Raw genomic sequence first — 17188 nt, forward strand, 5'->3', positions numbered from 1 at the left:
CCACCGTTCCCATGATCCGGAAGACTTCGTGCAGCTATAGGTGCACAAGGTCTTCCGGATCATGGGGGTTCGGCTCAGGCGGTGAGGGCGTCGACGACCGGGCCGACGACGATCACGGCCGGCGGGCGCAGCGCCGCCTCCTTCACCGCGTCGGCGACCGTGGAGAGCCGCGCGCGCACGACCTTCTGGTCGCGGGTGGTGCCCTCCTGGATCACCGCGACGGGGGTGTCGGGCGCGCGGCCGTGCTCCTGGAGGACGGCGGCGATCGCCGGCAGGTTCTTCAGGCCCATCAGGATGCTCAGCGTGCCGCGCAGCCGCGCGAGGGCCGCCCAGTCCACCAGTGACTCGGGGTGCGCCGGCGCCAGGTGGCCGGAGACGACGGTGAACTCGTGCGCCAGCCCCCGGTGGGTGATCGGGATGCCGGCCGCGGCGGGCACCGCGATGGAGCTGCTGATCCCGGGGACGACGCTCACCGGTACACCGGCCGCGACACAGGCCAGAAGCTCTTCACCGCCGCGTCCGAAGACATACGGGTCGCCGCCCTTGAGCCGGACGACGAACTTGCCCTGCCGGGCACGGTCGACCAGGACCCGGTTGATCTCCTCCTGCGCGGCGGACGGGCCGTAGGGGATCTTGGAGGCGTCGAACAGCTCGACGTCGTGGCGCAGCTCGTCGAGCAGCAGGCCGGCGGCGAGCCGGTCGATGACGACCACGTCGGCGGCGGCGAGGAGCCGCCGGCCCCGGACCGTGAGCAGCTCCGGGTCGCCGGGGCCGGAGCCCACCAGCGCGACCCGGCCCGGACCGGCCTCCGGCGGGGTGGTCGCGAGGATGGAGCCGGTCGCGAGGTGCTCGCCGATCGCGTCACGGACGGCGACGGCGCGGGCCGGGTCGCCGCCGCCGAGCACGGCGACGGTCACCGGGCCCTGGCGGGTCACCGCGGGGGTCCAGGCGGTGGCGGCGTGCCGGTCGTCGGCGCGGACGCAGAAGACCCGCCGGGCGGCGGCCAGCTCGCTGATCTCGGCGGCCGCGGCGGGGTCGCTGACCGCCACGTGGACCAGCCACGCGTCCTCGATGTCGCCCGGCTCGAAGCGCCGCGCGCGCCAGGTGACCCGGCCCGCGTCGACGTGGGCCTGCAGGGCGGGGGTGATGTGGGGGGACACCAGCACGACGTCCGCGGCGGCGTCGAGCAGTGCGGGGACGCGCCTGGTGGCCACGGCGCCGCCGCCGACCACCAGGACACGCAAGCCGTCGAGCACCAGACCGAGGGGGTATGGGTTCACTTGTGGGCTACTCCAGCTGAGTCGAAAGTGGCTACCTCGTGCAACACGCGGACAGCACTGGCCACGATCGGCAGCGCCAGGACGGCGCCGGTGCCCTCGCCCAGGCGCAGGCCCAGGTCGACGAGCGGTTCCAGCTCAAGATAGCCGAGCGCCACGCCGGCTCCGGGCTCGGCCGACCGGTGCCCGGCGATCATCGCCGAGGTGCTGGCCGGGGCGATCGCGGCGGCGGCGAGGGCCGCGGACGCGGCGATGACCCCATCGATGATCACGGGTACGCGCAGCGCCGCGGCCCGCAGGATGTAGCCGACGAGGGCGGCGTGCTCCAGGCCGCCCACCGCGGCGATGACGTCGACCGGGTCCTCGGCGTGCAGCGCGACGACCGCGGACGTGACGACCGCCACCTTCCGGGCGTGGGTCTCGCTGTCGATGCCGGTGCCCAGCCCGGTCACCGACGCGGGGTCGGCGTGCGTGAACGCCGCGATCAGCGCCGCCGACGGGGTGGTGTTGGCGATGCCCATGTCGCCGGTCAGCAGCACCTTGGCGCCGCCGTCGACGAGCTTCTGGGCGATGTCGATGCCGACCTCGATCGCCTGGAGCGCCTCCTCGCGGGTCATCGCCGGCCCGGCGCTCAGGTCGCGGGTGCCCGGGCGGACCTTGCGCAGCTCCAGGCCGTCGGCGGGGTCGAGGGTCGCCTTCACGCCGACGTCGACGACGGTCACGCTCGCGCCGCACTGCCGGGCGAACGCGTTGACGACCGCGCCGCCGGCCAGGAAGTTGGCGACCATCTGCGCGGTGACCTCCTGCGGCCACGGCGTCACCCCCTGCGCGTGCACGCCGTGGTCGCCGGCGAAGATCGCCAGCGCGGCGGGCTGCGGGATGGGGGGCGGGCAGGCGCCGGCGAGTCCCGCCAAGCGCACCGCCAGCATCTCCAGTGCGCCGAGGGACCCCGGCGGCTTGGTCAGCCTGGCCTGCAGCGCCCTGGCCGCCGCGATCGCCTCGTCGTCGAGCGGCCGGATCGCCGCGAGTGTTTCCGTAAGCATCCTCACCCTCCCAGTACCTTGGACAACACCGCGACGAACGCGTCACTCGTGGCAGTGTCCCGCACCGCAATACGTAACCAGTCCGGGCCCAGTCCCGGGAACGTTTCGCCACGTCGCACCGCGAAGCCGTGCCCGCGCAGGGCGTGCCGGACCCGCTCGCCATCGACGACCCTGACCAGGACGAACGAGCTGCGCGGTACACCGGCGATCGCCACGCCCGCGGCTCGCAGCGCGGCGACGAGGTGGTCGCGGTCCGCCGTGAGCCGCTCGGCGATGGCCCGCTCGGTCTGGACCGCGAGGGGCGACGCGCAGGCGGTGGCGGCGGCGAGGGCGGGGGTGGACACGCTCCACAGCGGCGCGTGCCGGTCGAGCTCGGCGATCAGGTCGCGGGGGCCGAGGACGTAGCCGATGCGCAGGCCGGCGAGGCCCCAGGTCTTGGTCAGGCTGCGGATGACGACGACGTCGCGGTTGCCGCTGAGCGACTCGGGCTCGCCCGGGACGGTGTCGGCGAACGCCTCGTCGACGACGACCGTCCGGCCGGGCCGAACCCATCCCACGATTTGTTCGGATTTATGCAGACATGAGGTTGGATTGGTGGGGTTGCCGACTATGACGAGGTCTGCCGACTCCGGCGGATCTTTCAGTGCGAATCCGTCGTCGGCCGACAGCAGGAGCCGGTCCACGGCGTGCCCCACGGTCAGCAGCGCGCTCTCCGGCTCGGTGAACTGCGGATGCACCACCACCGCGTGCCGGGGGCGCAGCACCTGAGCGAGCAGCGTGAACGCCTGCGCCGCGCCGGCCGTCAGCAGCACCTCGTCCACCGGACGGCCGTGCCGCGCCGCGATCGCCGCGGTCGCCTCCGTCCGGTCCGGGTACCGCGCGAGGTGCGCCAGGGACGCCGCGACCGGCTCCGTGAGCCACGACGGGGGTGTCTCCTGTCGCACGTTGACCGCCAGGTCGACCAGACCGGGCGCGACCTCGGCATCGCCGTGGAACCGCAGCATCAGGCGATCGTCGCGTACGGCACGGCGAATTGTCCTAGCTTGGAGGTGTGATCGCGCGCACGCTGCGAGTGGCCGGCGGATTCCTGGCCCTCGTCCGGACCGGCCTCATCGTCGGGCTCGCGATCGCCGCCCTGGTCTATCCCATGGTCGCGCTCACCGGCGTGGGCGTGAAGCGCGGCACCGACGCCCTGTCGATGCCGGTCGGCGCGCTGCGGTCCTCCCTGCCGGCGCAGACCAGCCACGTCTACGCGGCCGACGGCACGACCCTCCTCGCCCAGTTCTACGAGGAGTACCGCACGTACACCACCATCGACACGATCTCGCCCACGATGCAGCGGGCGATCGTCGCCGCCGAGGACGCCCGCTTCTGGGAGCACCACGGCGTCGACTTCAAGGGCGTCGCGCGGGCGTTCGTCGCGAACCAGAAGGCGGGCTCGGTGTCGCAGGGCGCGTCGACGCTCACCATGCAGTACGTGCGCAACGTGCTGCGCGACAGCGCCGACACCCCGGCCGAGGTGTCGGAGGCGACCGAGCAGACCGGCGCCCGGAAGCTGCGCGAGATGAAGCTCGCCATCGAGCTCGAGAAGCACATGGGCAAGACCGAGATCCTGGAGCGCTACCTCAACGTCGCCTACTTCGGTCACCGCGCCTACGGCGTCCTCGCCGCCGCCGAGGTGTACTTCTCGAAACGCCCCGCCGACCTCACCGTCTCCGAGGCGGCGCTGCTGGCGGGCCTGGTGCAGGCGCCGTCCTCGTACGACCCGGCGGCCACCGACGCGACGGCCGCCACCGCCCGGCGCGACTACGTCATCGACCGGATGGCCGAGCTCGGGTACGTCAACGCCACCGACGCCGCCGCCGCGCGCGCCACCCCGATCACGCTGAAGCTCAGCGAGCCGCCGAACGACTGCCTGGAGACCCGGGCCGGCTGGGGCTTCTTCTGCGCGATGTTCCGGTCCTGGTGGGCCGCGCAGCCCGGGCTCGGCGCCAGCCCGCAGGAGCGCCTCGACCGGCTGCGGCGCGGCGGGTACACCGTGACGACCTCCCTCGACCCGCGGATCCAGGACATCGCGCAGGCGCAGGTGCTGAAGCGGGAGAAGACGCGCAGCGCCTACGCCCTCGGGCAGGTCGCGGTCGAGCCCGGCACCGGGCTCGTGCGGGCCGTGGCGGTGAACCGCACGTACTCCCTCGACCGCGCCAGCAACGGCCCGCACTCCGACCCGCGCCAGCGCAAACGCCTCCGCGGCAACTACCCGAACACCGTCAACCCGCTGCTCGGCGGCGGCGACATGGCCGGCTACCAGGCCGGGTCGACGTTCAAGATGTTCACGATGCTCGCCGCGCTCGAACAGGGCATGCCACTGGACACCGAGATCAACTCGCCGAAGACGTTCGTCTCCAAGTACAAGACGGGCCGCGACAGCCCGGCGCGCTGCGGCGTCGACAGCTGGTGCCCCTCCAACGCCTCGGCCTCCATGACCGGCCGGCACACCATGTGGTCGGGCTTCGGCAGGTCCGTCAACACGTTCTTCGTGCAGCTGGAGCAGCGCGTCGGCGCCGAGGCCGCGGTCCGCATGGCCGAGCGCCTCGGGCTGCGCTGGCGCACCGGCATCGACAAGCTGCAGGCCTCCCCCGCGAAGGCGAAGACCTGGGGCGCGTTCACCCTGGGCGTCGCCGACACCACCCCGCTGGAGATGGCCGGCGCGTTCGCCACGGTCGCCGCCGACGGCACCCACTGCGAGCCGATCCCCGTCGTGTCCATCCGGCAGCAGGACGGCTCCGAGGCCCTGGATGCGCAGGGTGTACCGGTGGTCCGCCCCCGCTGCGCCCAGGTGATCTCGCCGGACGTCGCCCGCGGCGCGCTCGACGCGGCCCGCTGCGTCACCGGGTACAAGGCGGCGACCGGCGACTGCGGCGGCGCGGGCACGGCGGCGCGCGTCTACTCGACGGTCCGCCGGCCCGTCGCGGGCAAGTCAGGCACGACGGACGACAACCGGGCCGCGTGGTTCGTCGGCATGACGCCGGGGCTGACGATCGCCGGGTTCATCGCCGACCCCGACAACCCGCTGCACCGGGTCGGCTCCGCGAACGCCGGCAAGCCCCGCGAAACGGTCGCCGAGACGCTGCGCGACGCGCTCGCCGGCACCGCCGTGCGCCAGTTCACGCCGCCCAGCAATCTCGTCGCCCACGGCACGAACGCCAAGCCCCGCGTGCTCAAGAACCGCCGCTGACGGCCTTTTGTTTTTCAGGCACCGCCGCTGATGTCGGCCGGGACCAGTGACCAGCTCTCGAGGTCCACCCGGCCGGTGTGCAGCGACCCCGCGTTGCGCATGAGCCCCTCGTACGTGAAGCCGGCCTTCTCCGCGACCCGCCGCGACGCGACGTTGCCGGGGGCGACCCGCAGCTCGATACGCTGGAACCGGTGCTCCAGCAGCAGCGACAGCGCCAGTACGTCGACCGCCTCAGGCGCGACGCCGTAGCCGCGGGCGTCGGCGGCCACCGCGTACGCGATCTCCGTCGACCTGGTCAGCCAGTCCGTGTTCTTCGTCCACAGGCAGCCGACGAGCCGCTCGTCCTCGCGCCGCACGATCCCGTAGTGGTCGCCGGCGCCGCTGTCCCGGCGCTCGACGGCCAGCTCCGTGCACCAGGCGTAGCCGTCGAACTCGCTGTTGTCGTCCTGCGCGATCGGCAGCCACCGCCGGACGAGCTTGTCGGCGAAGATCTCACCGACCCGCTTGTCGTCGTCGGCGCACAGCGGGCGCACCGAGAGCCTGGGCGTCTGGACCGACAGCGACGGGAAGCGGCGCAGCGCCACCGACCAGGTCGACACTAGGCGGCCTCCGTCGCACCGCCGGCGGGCGGACCGGACGTCGGCGGCCCGTCCCCCTCTCCCACCTCGGTCGCCGGCCGCTGCGCCACTGCCTGCGGCACCTGCGTCGTGGCCTGCGGCGCTTGCGTCGTGACCTGCGGCGCCTGCGGCGTGGCCGGGGGTGCTTGCGTCGTGGCCGGGGGTGCGGAGACCGGGTCGCTCTCCTGGACCGGCAGCTGCAGGTACGCCGTCGGCGCCTCCTCCAGGCGCTCGCCGGCGGGGATCGCCGTCATCCCACCCGGCGCCGCCGACACGGGCGCGGCGACGGTCGGCATCGGGGCGGGCGAGACCGGCACGGCCGCCGACGTCGCCGGATCGGCCGGCCACTGGTGGCCGCTCCCGGCGCTCGACGGCGGGGTCGACACCGGCCCGGACGCGCCGACGGATCCGGCGGCCTCGGCGGCGCCGGCCGGGCCGGTCGCGATCACGGCGTCCACCGCGACGGCACCCGCGCCGGCCACGCCGGGCCCGGACACGGGGCTGGACGCGGCGACGGTCCCGGCCCCCTCGGCGGCGTCGCCGGGGGCCGTGCCTGTGGACAAGGTCGAGACGGACATGGGCGGGGCGGAGACAGTCGTCGGCACAACCCCAGACGATGGCAGCCCGGAGGCCGTCGCGGGCGCGTTCGCGGGGGAAGACACCCCAACGCTCGCCTCAGCAGCCGCGGTGTCCGCTCCGGCGCCGCCCGCCACCGCAGTTTCGGCGCCGGCGGTCTGGCTCGCGGACGCCAGGGCGACCGCCACCCGGCTGGTGGGGCCGAACGGGCTCGACGCGATGCCGTCCCCGTCCTCGTGCCGCTCGTCCTGAGCGCCGCCGGCCACGGCCGGCGGCTGGGGCCGCTGGGGCTCCTGGGTCGCGATGGCCGCGGTCGGCGGCTCCTCGGCGCCCGCCACCGGGAGCGCGCCCGGTCCGACCACCGGAGCGGGCGGCGAGTACGTCGTCGGCGGGGCGGCGTACCCGGCCGGTGCCGAGACCGGCCCGGGGACCGACACGGGGCTGGCGGCCGGTGGCGTACCCAGGCCGGGCGTGCTCAGGCCGGGCGTGCTCAGGCCGGGCGTGCTCAGGCCGGGCGTGCTCAGGCCGGGCGTGCTCAGGCCGGCCGGGGCGAAGCCGGCGGGTGCGGAGACGGGGCTCGCGCCGGGCGGGGCCGGGGTGCGCGCCGGGTCGGGCTTGGTCAGGCCGATCCGGGCGTCGCCGGTGTCCGCCGCTGCCGGCACGCCGGCGGTGCCGCTCACCGGGGCGGCCGGGAACTGCACGGTCGTGCCGCTCGACGGGGATTGCGCCGCCGGTACCACGGACGGACGGCCGTACGGATGGGCGCTCGGTGTCGTCCACTGCCCGTGCACCGGCGTCGCGGTGGCGCCGGCGGAGGCCACGAAGCGGGACGCGATGGACGGCGTGCCGGCCCAGTGCAGGCCGAGGTACGACGCGTGGACGCCGCGGTGCACGAAGCCCTCCGCGGGGCCGCCGGCCCAGGTCCAGGCGGCCTGCAGGCCGGCCCGGGGGCTGATCGTGGTCCGGTGCATCTTGTGCCCGACGACCTGGGTACCCACCGGGAGCAGAACCGACGAGCTGCGGGCGGTCGCCTCCCGGTAACCCAGGACGACCAGGTCGGTCTCGCGGGCCGAGGCGTCGACGACCCCGCACATGGGCCGGCCGTTGAAGTCGCGGCAGAGCCACACCAGGCCGGTGCCCTCCGCGGCGATCGGCTTGCCGGCGGCGGCGTGCGCGGCGACGGCGGCGCGGAGGCGGGTGTTGAAGCCGAGCTCCTCGGCGTACGACTCGGGGAGCGCGCCACCCACGACGAGACCGTCGACGCCGGCGGGGAGCGCCTCGTCGCGCAGCGGGTCGAACGGCACGACCTCGGCACCGGCGGCGGTGAGCAGCTCGGCGGTCTCCGGGTAGGCGAACGCGACCCCGATGATCGGGCGGCGGCCGATGCGCGGGACGGCCGGCTCGGCGACCCGCGCGGCGGCGACCTCCTCCGCGGCGTTCCACGGGTCGGTGGTGAGCCGGGGCGCGGAGCGGGCCAGGGCCATCACCCGGTCGATGTCGACGGCGCCCGCGATCACCTCGCCGAGGCGCCGCACCGCGCGGACCGCGTCGAGGTTGTGGTGGACGACGGGCGCGACCCCGTGGTGCCGCGACGGCAGCGGCGCGCCGGCGTCGCCGATGTCCGTGAGCGCGTGGCGGCGCAGCGCGCCGAGCACCGGCACCCCGATGTCGTCGAGCGCCTCGCGCAGCAGCTGCTCGTGCCGCGAGGAGGCGACCCGGTTGAGGATGACGCCGCCGAGCCACAGGAGCTCGTCGTACGCCCGGAAACCGTGCACCAGGGCGGCGACCGACTGCCCCATGGCGCCGACGTCCACGACCAGGACCACGGGCGCCCGCAGCAGGCCGGAGATCTGCGCCGTGGACTCGCTGTCGGTGCGGCCCGCGAGCCCGTCGAACAGCCCCATCGTGCCCTCGACGACCGCGATGTCCAGCGACTGGGCCCCGTGCGCGAACAGCGGCCCCACCCGCTTCGCCCCGATCATCCGCGGATCGAGGTTCCGCCCGGGCCGCCCCGCGGCCAACCCGAGATACGCGGCGTCGACGTGATCCGGACCGATCTTGAACCCGGCGGCCCGGTAACCCCGGGCCGACAGCGCGGACAGCAGGCCTACGGAAACGGCAGTCTTGCCGTGACCGGAGGATGGCGCGCTGATCACCAGCCTCGGGATCGTGCTCATGATGCTCCTCTGGCGCTGGGGCAAACGTGTGTCCCGGACGATACCGGGTGGGCGCCACAGCAACTGTCCGGAACGCACCGGATACCGTTCTTGCTTGTGTACCGGTTTCTCGCGTCGCCCCGGTGGCTCGGCTACGCCGCGCTGACCGTCGCCGCCGCGACGGTCATGGTGCTTCTGGGCTTCTGGCAGCTCGACCGCTATCACCAGCGCGCGTCGATCAACGCCCGCATCACGGCGGGCACGTCGGCCACCCCGGTCCCGCTCACCGACGCCGTCCCCCGCCCCGCCGGCACCCCCGGCACCACCGGCCCCGCCCCCCACCCCGACACGGAGTGGCTCCGCGTCCAGGTCACCGGCCAGTTCGACCCGTCCCGCGAGATCCTCGTCCGCGGCCGCACCGTCGAAGGCCGGGTAGGTTTCGAGGTGCTGACCCCACTGCTCCTGCCCGACGGCACCGCCGTGCTCGTCGACCGCGGCTGGGTGCCCCCCGCCGAGTCGGGCGCCCTCGCCATGCCGTCGGTGCCCCCCGCCCCGCCCGGCGAGCAGACCGTCCTCGGCCGCCTCCGCCCATCGGAGAGCCGCGGCGGCCCGCCCAAGGAGGTCAACGGCCGCCTGGAGATCCGCCGCATCACCCCGTCGGCGCTCGCCCCGTCGATGCCGTACCCGGTGTACAACGCCTACATCAGCACCGACCAACCGGCCCCCGGCCTGACCGCGGTAGCTCCCGAGAAGCAGAACGCCCTGCAGAACGCCGGCTACGTCCTGCAATGGTGGCTCCTGGCCATCCTCACGCTGTTCGGTTTCGCCTACCTCGCCCGCAAGGAAGCCCGAGGCCCCGAACCCGAAGACCTCCTCGACGCCCTCGAGGACTCCCCCGCATAACCCCGGGACCATGATCCCGTGCGGTCCCGGTAGCCAGGACCACCAGAACGGCCCGGGATCATGAGCAGCCGACCTGTTGCCCGCCGTGTCCAGAAGCCGACAGCGCGGCCGCACCGGCCCCTGCCCTCACCCGACGGTGAACCCTGCGAGGCCCACGCCACCGCGCACGCACAACGACGCCTGTCCTTGGGTCGACTGCCGCAGATCCCTCTGCCGGGTCGCGTCCACTCAGATGGCGTTCGGCTCACCCACAGCCAACACGGACAGCGATCGCATCACGACTCATTCAGGACACCACACCACAAACCTGCCCGCCCGGAGGCCGGCGCCACAATCGGCCTGCCCGCGGAGACCGCCACAATCCGAACCCGCTCGCAGGGAAGCCGGAAGCCCACCCACACCCGGACGAGCAACACACCCACCGACCGGGCAACCCGTCACGGAGACCAAGACCCGCTCGTCACGACCCTGCCAGCTCGGATGACGACCACACACGGACACCGCGACACAACCGGCCTGCCCACGGAGGCCGACGACACAACCGAAGCCACCCGCGGACAACGCCGGAAGACGCCACCCCGCACCCGGGCGAGCAAGGCACCCACCGACCAGGCGCCCACAGCACACCCAGGCTCGCTCTCGGGCAACCCGTCACGGAGACCAAGACCCGCTCGTCACAACCCGCCCCGCCCACAGAGACCGGCCCCACAACCGCCCCGCCGACGGAGATCTGCACCACAACCGCCCCGCCGACGGAGATCTGCACCACAATCGGCCTGCCCGCGGAGCCCAGCGACACGACCCGCCCGCGGGAGGCAGGACACCGCCAGCGGAGGCCGACGGCACAACGGTCCACCGACGGAGGCCAGCACCGCACCCGGTCTGCCCGCGACAGCTGAAAGCACAACGGCCCACCCGCGCGAATGGCACCACCGTCGCGGCCCAACCCGACTCGGAGCCCAGCAACCCAACCCGCCCGCGGAGGCCAGCGACACGACACGACCCGCCCGCGAAGGCAGGACGCCGCCGCAGAGGCCGGCGGCGCAGCGGTCTCCCGGCAGAGACCGGCATTGCACCGGGCTGCCCGCGGAGGCCGGCGACGCAACGGTCCACCGACAGAAACCAGCGCCACCACCGGGCCGCCCCGCGACGGCCGACCGCACAACGGTCCACCCGCGCGAATGGCACCAACGTCACGCCCAACCCCAACCCCGGAGCCCAGCGACACAACCCGCCAGCGGAAACCAGCGCCACAACCCGCCCGCGAAGGCAGGACACCGCCTGTGGAGGCCGGCGACGCAACGGTCTCCCGGCAGAGGCCAGCGCCACAACCGGGCTGCCCGCGGAGGCCGACGGCACATCGGTCTACCTGCGCGAGCGGCGCCAACGTCACGGCTCCAACCCGCCCCTGGAGGCCAGCGACACGGCCCGCCTGCGGGGGCAGGACGCCGCCCGCAGAGGGAGGAGACCGCCCGCAGAGGCAGGACGCCCGTCGTTGGGGGCAGGGCACGCGAGCCAGGCCGCCCGCCTGTGGAGTAGGTGGTGATGTCAGTGAGAGTGGGGATCGGGTCAGGAGTCGGTGGGGTGGGTGGAGGTGTGGATGGCGCGGACGGCGTCGATGGTGTCGGCGTCTTCGGGGCGTTTGTCCTCGCGGTAGCGCAGGACGCGGGCGAAGCGCAGGGCCACGCCGCCGGGGTAGCGGGGAGACTTCTGGACGCCGTCGAAGGCGATCTCCACGACCAGCTCGGGGCGGACCTTGACGACCCAGTCGGACTCTTCGACGGCGAGGGACTTCAGGCGGTCGGTCTGCCAGCGGAGCATCTCGTCGGTCATACCCTTGAAGGTCTTGCCGAGCATGACGAAGCCGCCGGTGCCGGGGTCGCGGGCGCCGAGGTGGAGGTTGGACAGCAGGCCCTTGCGGCGGCCGTGGCCCCACTCGACGGCGAGGACCACCAGGTCGAGGGTGTGGCGGGGCTTGACCTTGACCCAGGCGGAGCCGCGCCGGCCGACGTCATAGGGGGCGGCGGCGGACTTGATGACGAGGCCCTCGTGGCCGGCGGCGACGGCGGCGGCGAAGACGCGCTCGGCGTCGTCGGGTGAGGTGAGCATGGTGCGCTCGACGCGCAGGCCGGCGGGGACGGCGCGCTCCAGGGCCGCCCAGCGCACGGAGGCCGGCTCGTCGAGCAGGTCGGCGCCGTCCAGGTGCAGGATGTCGAAGAAGAACGGCTGGAGCACGGCGGTGCCGTCGCGGCGGGCGGCGCGGCTGGAGGTCTCCTGGAAGGGGATGGCGCGGCCGGCGTCGTCGACGCCGACGGCCTCGCCGTCGAGGACGATCGAGGTGACGTCGAGGGCGCGGACGGCCTCGACGACCACGGGGACGCGGGCGGTGAGGTCGTCGAGGCTGCGGCTGAAGACCGAGATCTCGTCGCCGGCGCGGTGGACCTGGATGCGGACGCCGTCGATCTTCGTGTCGGCGGCGGCGGGGACGCCCGTGTCGGCGAGGGCGTCGGTGGGGGTGGCGGCGCTCTGGGCGAGCATCGGGGAGAGCGGGCGGCCGACGGTGAGCGCATAACCGGCGAGGGCGTCGACGCCGGCGGTGAGGGCGTCGACGGCCACGAGCTTCAGGTCGCCGGCGAGCAGCAGTGCGCGGCGGACCTGGGCGACGGGGACGCCGGAGGCGCGGGCGACGGCGTCGACGAGGAGGCCGGCCTGGGCGCCCTGCCGCAGCTCGCCGCTGAGCAGGCCGATCAGGAAGCGGCGCTCGGGCTCGGTGGCGGCGCCGAAGAGCTCGGCGACGGCCTGCCGGCGGGCCGCCTGCGAGCCCTTGCCGGACAGCCGCGACATGGCGGCGAATGCCTCGTCGACGTCGGTGACGGACAGGGAGGCGGTGTCGGCGGGCGGTGGCAGCTCCCGCAGTGAGGCATAGCCGACGCCGGTCTGGCGCTGGCGCAGCTCACCGGACAGGTAGGAGGCGCCCGGCGAGAGCTCGGAAGGCTCCAGCTTCCGCAGCGCGTCGGCGAGTAGGTCGATCTTGGCGTTGCGCCCCGGGGTCCGCGCGACGTCGGCGGAGACGGAGGCCAGCTCGACGAATCTCATACCCCGGATTCTCACCCAGGGGTACGACAAGAACACCTCAGGCGGCGTACGCCAGCCGTACCGCGCCCAGGACCCAGCCCATCCGGCTGACGGCGGTGTCGGGGTGCTCCCCGAACTCGTGCGCGACCAGTGCGGCGCAGCCGCGCGGCCCGTGCCGCCGGACGCTGCGCATCACCGCGGTGCGGATGTGCTCGGGACTCATCGGATCGGAGGACTGCACGTCGGAGACGAACAGCGCTTCGGCCCGGACGTGTTCCAGAAGCTGCGGCGTCATCTTGTACCCCCTTCGGCTCCCTCCAATCACACGCTCCCGCAGGTGTACCGCCGTGTCCGCCGGGTTGCGGACAGGGTGACACCGTCAAAACGACAGTCGCGCCGCCGGCACCGGCCGGGAGTACAGGTAGCCCTGCGCATACTGGCAGCCCAGCGCCTTCAACGCCAGGGCCTGCGCGGCGGTCTCGACCCCCTCCGCGACCGTGTGCAGCGACAGCCCCTCCGCCAGCTGCAGGATCACCTTCATCAGGGTCGAGTCGACACCCGAGGCCGTGAAGGTCCGGTCGATCTTGAGGATGTCGACCGGGAGGTGTACGAGGTACGCCAGCGACGAATACCCGGTGCCGAAGTCGTCGACGGCGATCCGCACGCCCCGCTCACGCAGCAGCCCGAGCCGCGCCGTGCGCTCCGCGTCGTCGACGAGCACCGACTCGGTGAGCTCCAGGACCAGCGCGGCGGGCGGCAGCCCGGTCTCGTCGAGCACCGCGAGGACCCGCTCGGCGAAGTCCTCCTCGCGCAGCTGGTGCCCGGACACGTTGACGGTCACGGCGACCCCGTCGCGCTCGAACCACGCCCGCGCGTCGGTGCACGCCTGCCGCAGCACCCACCAGCCCAGCGGCACGATCATCCCGATGGCCTCGGCGACCGGGATGAAGGTCAGCGGCGGCACCCCGCCGGCGGGCCAGCGCAGCAGCGCCTCGACCGCGGTGACCCGCTCGTCGAGCAGGCGGACGACCGGCTGGTAGTGCAGCTCGAACTCGCCCGCGGCGAGGGCCCGGCGCAGCCCTGCGGCCAGCTCGCGATGGCGGGCCGCGGCGGTGCGCAGGTCGGGCTCGAAGCGGACGACCCGGTCCTTGCCGGCCGTCTTCGCCGCGTCCAGGGCCAGGTCGGCGTCGCGCAGCACGTCGGCGGAGCTGCGCTGGTCGCCGACCGCGACGAGCCCGGCGCTGCCGGTGAGGTGCACCTGGCGGCCGGCCACTGGGTACGACGGCCGCAGCTGCGCGAACGCCGCCTCGAACGCGTCCGAAGCGCCGCGCCAGACGACCGCGAACTCGTCGTCGCCGAGGCGGGCCAGGACGTCGGCGTCGGGCAGCGCCGCCCGCAGCCGGTGCGACACCTGCTTGAGCAGCTCGTCGCCGGCCTCGTGGCCGAGCGTGTCGTTGACGTCCTTGAAGCCGTCGAGGTCGAGGAGCGCGACCGTGAAACCGGGCGGCGACGCCCCGGTGAGCACCCTGTCGAGCCGTTCGGTGAGCTGCCGCCGGTTGGCCAGCCCGGTCACCGGGTCACGGGTGGCGCGCTGCCGCAGCTCCCGCTCCAGCCCTTTGCTGCGCGCCGACGAGCTGGCGAGCGACCGCCTGAGCCGATCGGACCGCTGCCGCACCAGCAGCACCGCCGCGCCGGCCGCGGCGAGCGCCACGAGCATGGCGAGGCCGGACAGCGCTTGCTGGAGCATCGCCGGTACAGCCAGCGAAAACGCGACGAGGAACACGCCGGCGACGGCGAGCAGGGGGGCGGGCCGGCCCGCCATCGGGGCGGGTCGCGGGTGAGGGCTCGGCTTGCGTCGCACGCTCCGATGCTATCTATCACAAATACGATTTTTCGCTACCTAACGGACAACACGCGCGCAAGCAAAAGGCGGGCCTCCCCGGTGGGGAAGCCCGCCTTCGCGGGTCGGCGTGTCAGCCGCGCCAGTCGAAGCCCGCCTCGACCACGATCTTGTCGGCGGTGGCGGCGATCCGGTCGGCGAACTTGTTGGTGTGGTGCCCGCAGAAGGCCAGGTCACCGGCGGCGCCGAAGGTCACGCGAGCCTTGGCGGCGGCACCGCAGCTGTCGCAGCGCTCCCCCGTCAGCTCGGGGACGACGTGAACGGCCGGGCGCGAGATCAGCATCGGGGTCATCTCAGTCTCCTCGAGTCGAAGCGGTCAGCTGCTGCTTGAAATGTGGCTTTTCTGAGTGTTGAGCCTTACCTACCTAACAGTACGTTCGCCTGAATTAAGCGACTAGTTCGTAAGCGTTGGCTTTTGGTCACAGGCAGGTTGCCGACTCCGTCCGTTCGTCTGATGCATCACGGGTGAACGTCACATACCCGCCCGGCAACTTCTCGACACCACCTGGCATTTCCACACCGTGCACGCCTGCCAGGTCCATTGTGGACAGCTCGCACAAGGACCGGGCACCCGAACGGCAACGCACGGCGAACCAGGGGTGTACCCCGAGGTGCCGAATCTTGTGGAGGTCCGGATGACACCGGCCGGACGGCAACACCGCTCCACAGGATTTGTATCCACGGAAGGGCCTACATACATGATTCGCCGCCACACCCGCGCATTGATGCCGCTCGCCGCGCTCACCATTGGTGCCACCGCCGGCACCGTTTCCCTCACCGGCATGGCCGGCGCGGAGACCACGGGCACCGCCGGTGCCGCGACCACGGGCATCGTCCGCACCGGTGCGGGTGAGGACGGCTACAGCTCCAGCAGCCGCCCGTCGTTCAACTTCGGCGCCTCGGACACCCTCGTCGCCGGCCGCTCCGGCGCCGACACGATGGTCACGTACCTGAAGTTCACGGTCGCGAACCCCGGCGCCGGCGCGACCGTCAAGAACGCCCAGGTCGTGCTGACCCGGGAGAGCAAGGCGCTGCCGAGCGCCCTGTCGCTGAGCCGGGTCGCCGACACGACCTGGACCGAGAAGTCCCTGACGGCGAAGAACGACCCGGCGATCGGCGCGGTCGTCACCAACGCCAAGCCGAAGAGCGATGCGGCCACCGTCACCTTCGACGTCAGCACGGTCGTCAAGGGCGCCGGGACGTACACGTTCGCGGTGACCTCCCGGGTCGCCAACACCCCGGCCCGCTTCAGGTCCTCCGAGGCGGCGACCGGCAAGCCCAGCCTGAACCTCACCGTCGCCCGGCCGGCCGCCACCCCCAGCAAGCCCGTGGCCACGCCGACGACGCCCGCCCCGACGACGCCGGCACCGACGACGCCGGCCGGTGGCTGCGCCGTCGACGCGAAGCTCGTCCCCTCCTGCGGCGTGCTGTGGGGCGCGGCCGCCGGCGGCTTCTCCGACGTGCCGCGCGACGAGGCGCTGAAGACCTTCGAGCAGAAGAGCCGCCGGACGTCGACGATCTATCACACGTACCACAAGGGCGACGAGCTCTTCCCCACCAAGAACGAGATCGCGATGACCAGCGACCCGGCCAACCCGCGGACGCTGATGCTGAACTGGAAGGTCGGCTACGGCACGAAGTGGGCCAACGTCGCCAACGGTGACCAGGACGCCCGCATCGACCGCCTGTCGACCTACATCAAGACCAACTACGGCACGAAGAAGTTCTTCATGGTCCTGCACCACGAGCCGGAGAACGACGTCGTCGCCACCGCGGGCTCGGGCATGACCGCCAAGGACTACGCCGCGATGTTCCGCCACACCGTCCTGCGCATGAAGGCCAACGGGGTCACCAACGCCGTCTTCGTCGTCGCCTACATGAACTACGAGAAGTGGAACAACACGTCCTGGTGGGGCGACCTCTACCCCGGCGACGACGTCGTGGACTGGGTCGGCGTCGACACCTACAACAACGCGCAGCCCGGCGGCTTCCACACCGGTGACTTCAACTACATGATGAACCGCACCACCGACGCGGCGAAGTTCCCCGGCTGGTACACCTGGGCCACCACCAAGCACCCCGGCAAGCCCATCATGGTCGCCGAGTGGGGCGTCTACGACTCGTCGGCGGTCGTCGACGGCAAGAACAAGGCGAACGTGTTCGCCACCGTCCTGCCGCAGCTGGCGAAGATGCCGCAGATCAAGGGCCTCGTGTACTTCGAGACCGCCAAGGACCAGAACGGTCACGACATCCGCATGGACGACACCCCGGAGGCCCTCGCGGCATTCCAGAAGATCGCCGCCGACCCGCGTTTCAACGTCAAGATCTGACCCCGTTTCCGAAGAAAGGGCCGCCCGTCCCGGGCGGCCCTTTTTTCGGTGTCCACCGGTCGCCGGCCGGCGGCCC

General features: G+C 73.1%; 12 protein-coding genes. 3 read left to right on the forward strand and 9 right to left on the reverse strand.

Features of this window, described 5'->3' with window-relative positions; all coding sequences use genetic code 11:
• Window positions 1-74 precede the first annotated feature (74 nt).
• The 3 genes from cobA to cobC are packed head-to-tail and all read right to left on the reverse strand — an operon-like array spanning window position 75 to window position 3354.
• Window positions 75-1280 (reverse strand): uroporphyrinogen-III C-methyltransferase, encoded by a 1206-nt coding sequence (gene cobA, locus AB0J72_RS09870; protein WP_363396927.1) that lies wholly within the window; start codon window positions 1278-1280, stop codon window positions 75-77.
• Window positions 1277-2320, reverse strand: a complete 1044-nt coding sequence (cobT, locus tag AB0J72_RS09875) for a nicotinate-nucleotide--dimethylbenzimidazole phosphoribosyltransferase (protein WP_363396930.1) — start codon at window positions 2318-2320, stop codon at window positions 1277-1279. The genes cobA and cobT overlap by 4 nt, the downstream gene beginning before the upstream one ends.
• Before the next feature lie 2 nt (window positions 2321-2322).
• Complete coding sequence (gene cobC, locus AB0J72_RS09880) at window positions 2323-3354, reverse strand: Rv2231c family pyridoxal phosphate-dependent protein CobC (RefSeq protein WP_363397128.1); 1032 nt, start codon at window positions 3352-3354, stop codon at window positions 2323-2325.
• Window positions 3355-3467: 113 nt separating this feature from the next.
• Between cobC and AB0J72_RS09885 the strand changes: the two genes are divergently transcribed.
• Window positions 3468-5555 carry a transglycosylase domain-containing protein gene (locus AB0J72_RS09885; protein ID WP_363397131.1) on the forward strand — a complete coding sequence of 696 codons (2088 nt, stop codon included), beginning with the start codon at window positions 3468-3470 and terminating at the stop codon, window positions 5553-5555.
• 14 nt (window positions 5556-5569) lie between these two features.
• Here the strand turns inward: AB0J72_RS09885 and AB0J72_RS09890 are convergent, their stop codons facing one another.
• Complete coding sequence (locus tag AB0J72_RS09890) at window positions 5570-6154, reverse strand: GNAT family N-acetyltransferase (RefSeq protein ID WP_363396933.1); 585 nt, start codon at window positions 6152-6154, stop codon at window positions 5570-5572.
• Window positions 6154-8925: a cobyrinate a,c-diamide synthase gene (locus tag AB0J72_RS09895; RefSeq protein ID WP_363396936.1), complete on the reverse strand. Its 2772-nt coding sequence runs from the start codon at window positions 8923-8925 to the stop codon at window positions 6154-6156. The genes AB0J72_RS09890 and AB0J72_RS09895 overlap by 1 nt, the downstream gene beginning before the upstream one ends.
• 96 nt (window positions 8926-9021) lie before the next feature.
• On the opposite strand from AB0J72_RS09895, the gene AB0J72_RS09900 reads away from it, so the two are divergent.
• Window positions 9022-9807: an SURF1 family protein gene (locus tag AB0J72_RS09900; RefSeq protein WP_363396939.1), complete on the forward strand. Its 786-nt coding sequence runs from the start codon at window positions 9022-9024 to the stop codon at window positions 9805-9807.
• Window positions 9808-11376: 1569 nt separating this feature from the next.
• Here AB0J72_RS09900 and AB0J72_RS09905 read toward each other — a convergent pair.
• The 4 genes from AB0J72_RS09905 to AB0J72_RS09920 form a co-directional block, all read right to left on the reverse strand.
• A complete protein-coding gene (locus tag AB0J72_RS09905; protein ID WP_363396942.1) occupies window positions 11377-12903 on the reverse strand; it encodes an ATP-dependent DNA ligase in 1527 nt (508 codons plus the stop codon).
• A 37-nt stretch (window positions 12904-12940) separates the two neighbouring features.
• Window positions 12941-13177, reverse strand: coding sequence for a hypothetical protein (locus AB0J72_RS09910; protein ID WP_363396944.1), 237 nt, complete (start codon window positions 13175-13177; stop codon window positions 12941-12943).
• A gap of 84 nt (window positions 13178-13261) precedes the next feature.
• Window positions 13262-14743 (reverse strand): bifunctional diguanylate cyclase/phosphodiesterase, encoded by a 1482-nt coding sequence (locus AB0J72_RS09915; protein WP_363396947.1) that lies wholly within the window; start codon window positions 14741-14743, stop codon window positions 13262-13264.
• A 112-nt stretch (window positions 14744-14855) separates the two neighbouring features.
• Window positions 14856-15074: a hypothetical protein gene (locus AB0J72_RS09920; RefSeq protein WP_033364102.1), complete on the reverse strand. Its 219-nt coding sequence runs from the start codon at window positions 15072-15074 to the stop codon at window positions 14856-14858.
• A 406-nt stretch (window positions 15075-15480) separates the two neighbouring features.
• Here AB0J72_RS09920 and AB0J72_RS09925 point away from each other — a divergent pair, with 406 nt between their 5' ends.
• Window positions 15481-17112: a DNRLRE domain-containing protein gene (locus tag AB0J72_RS09925; protein ID WP_363396951.1), complete on the forward strand. Its 1632-nt coding sequence runs from the start codon at window positions 15481-15483 to the stop codon at window positions 17110-17112.
• Window positions 17113-17188 lie beyond the last annotated feature (76 nt).

The sequence above is a fragment of the Dactylosporangium sp. NPDC049742 genome (assembly GCF_040674675.1).
Classification (GTDB): domain Bacteria; phylum Actinomycetota; class Actinomycetes; order Mycobacteriales; family Micromonosporaceae; genus Dactylosporangium; species Dactylosporangium maewongense.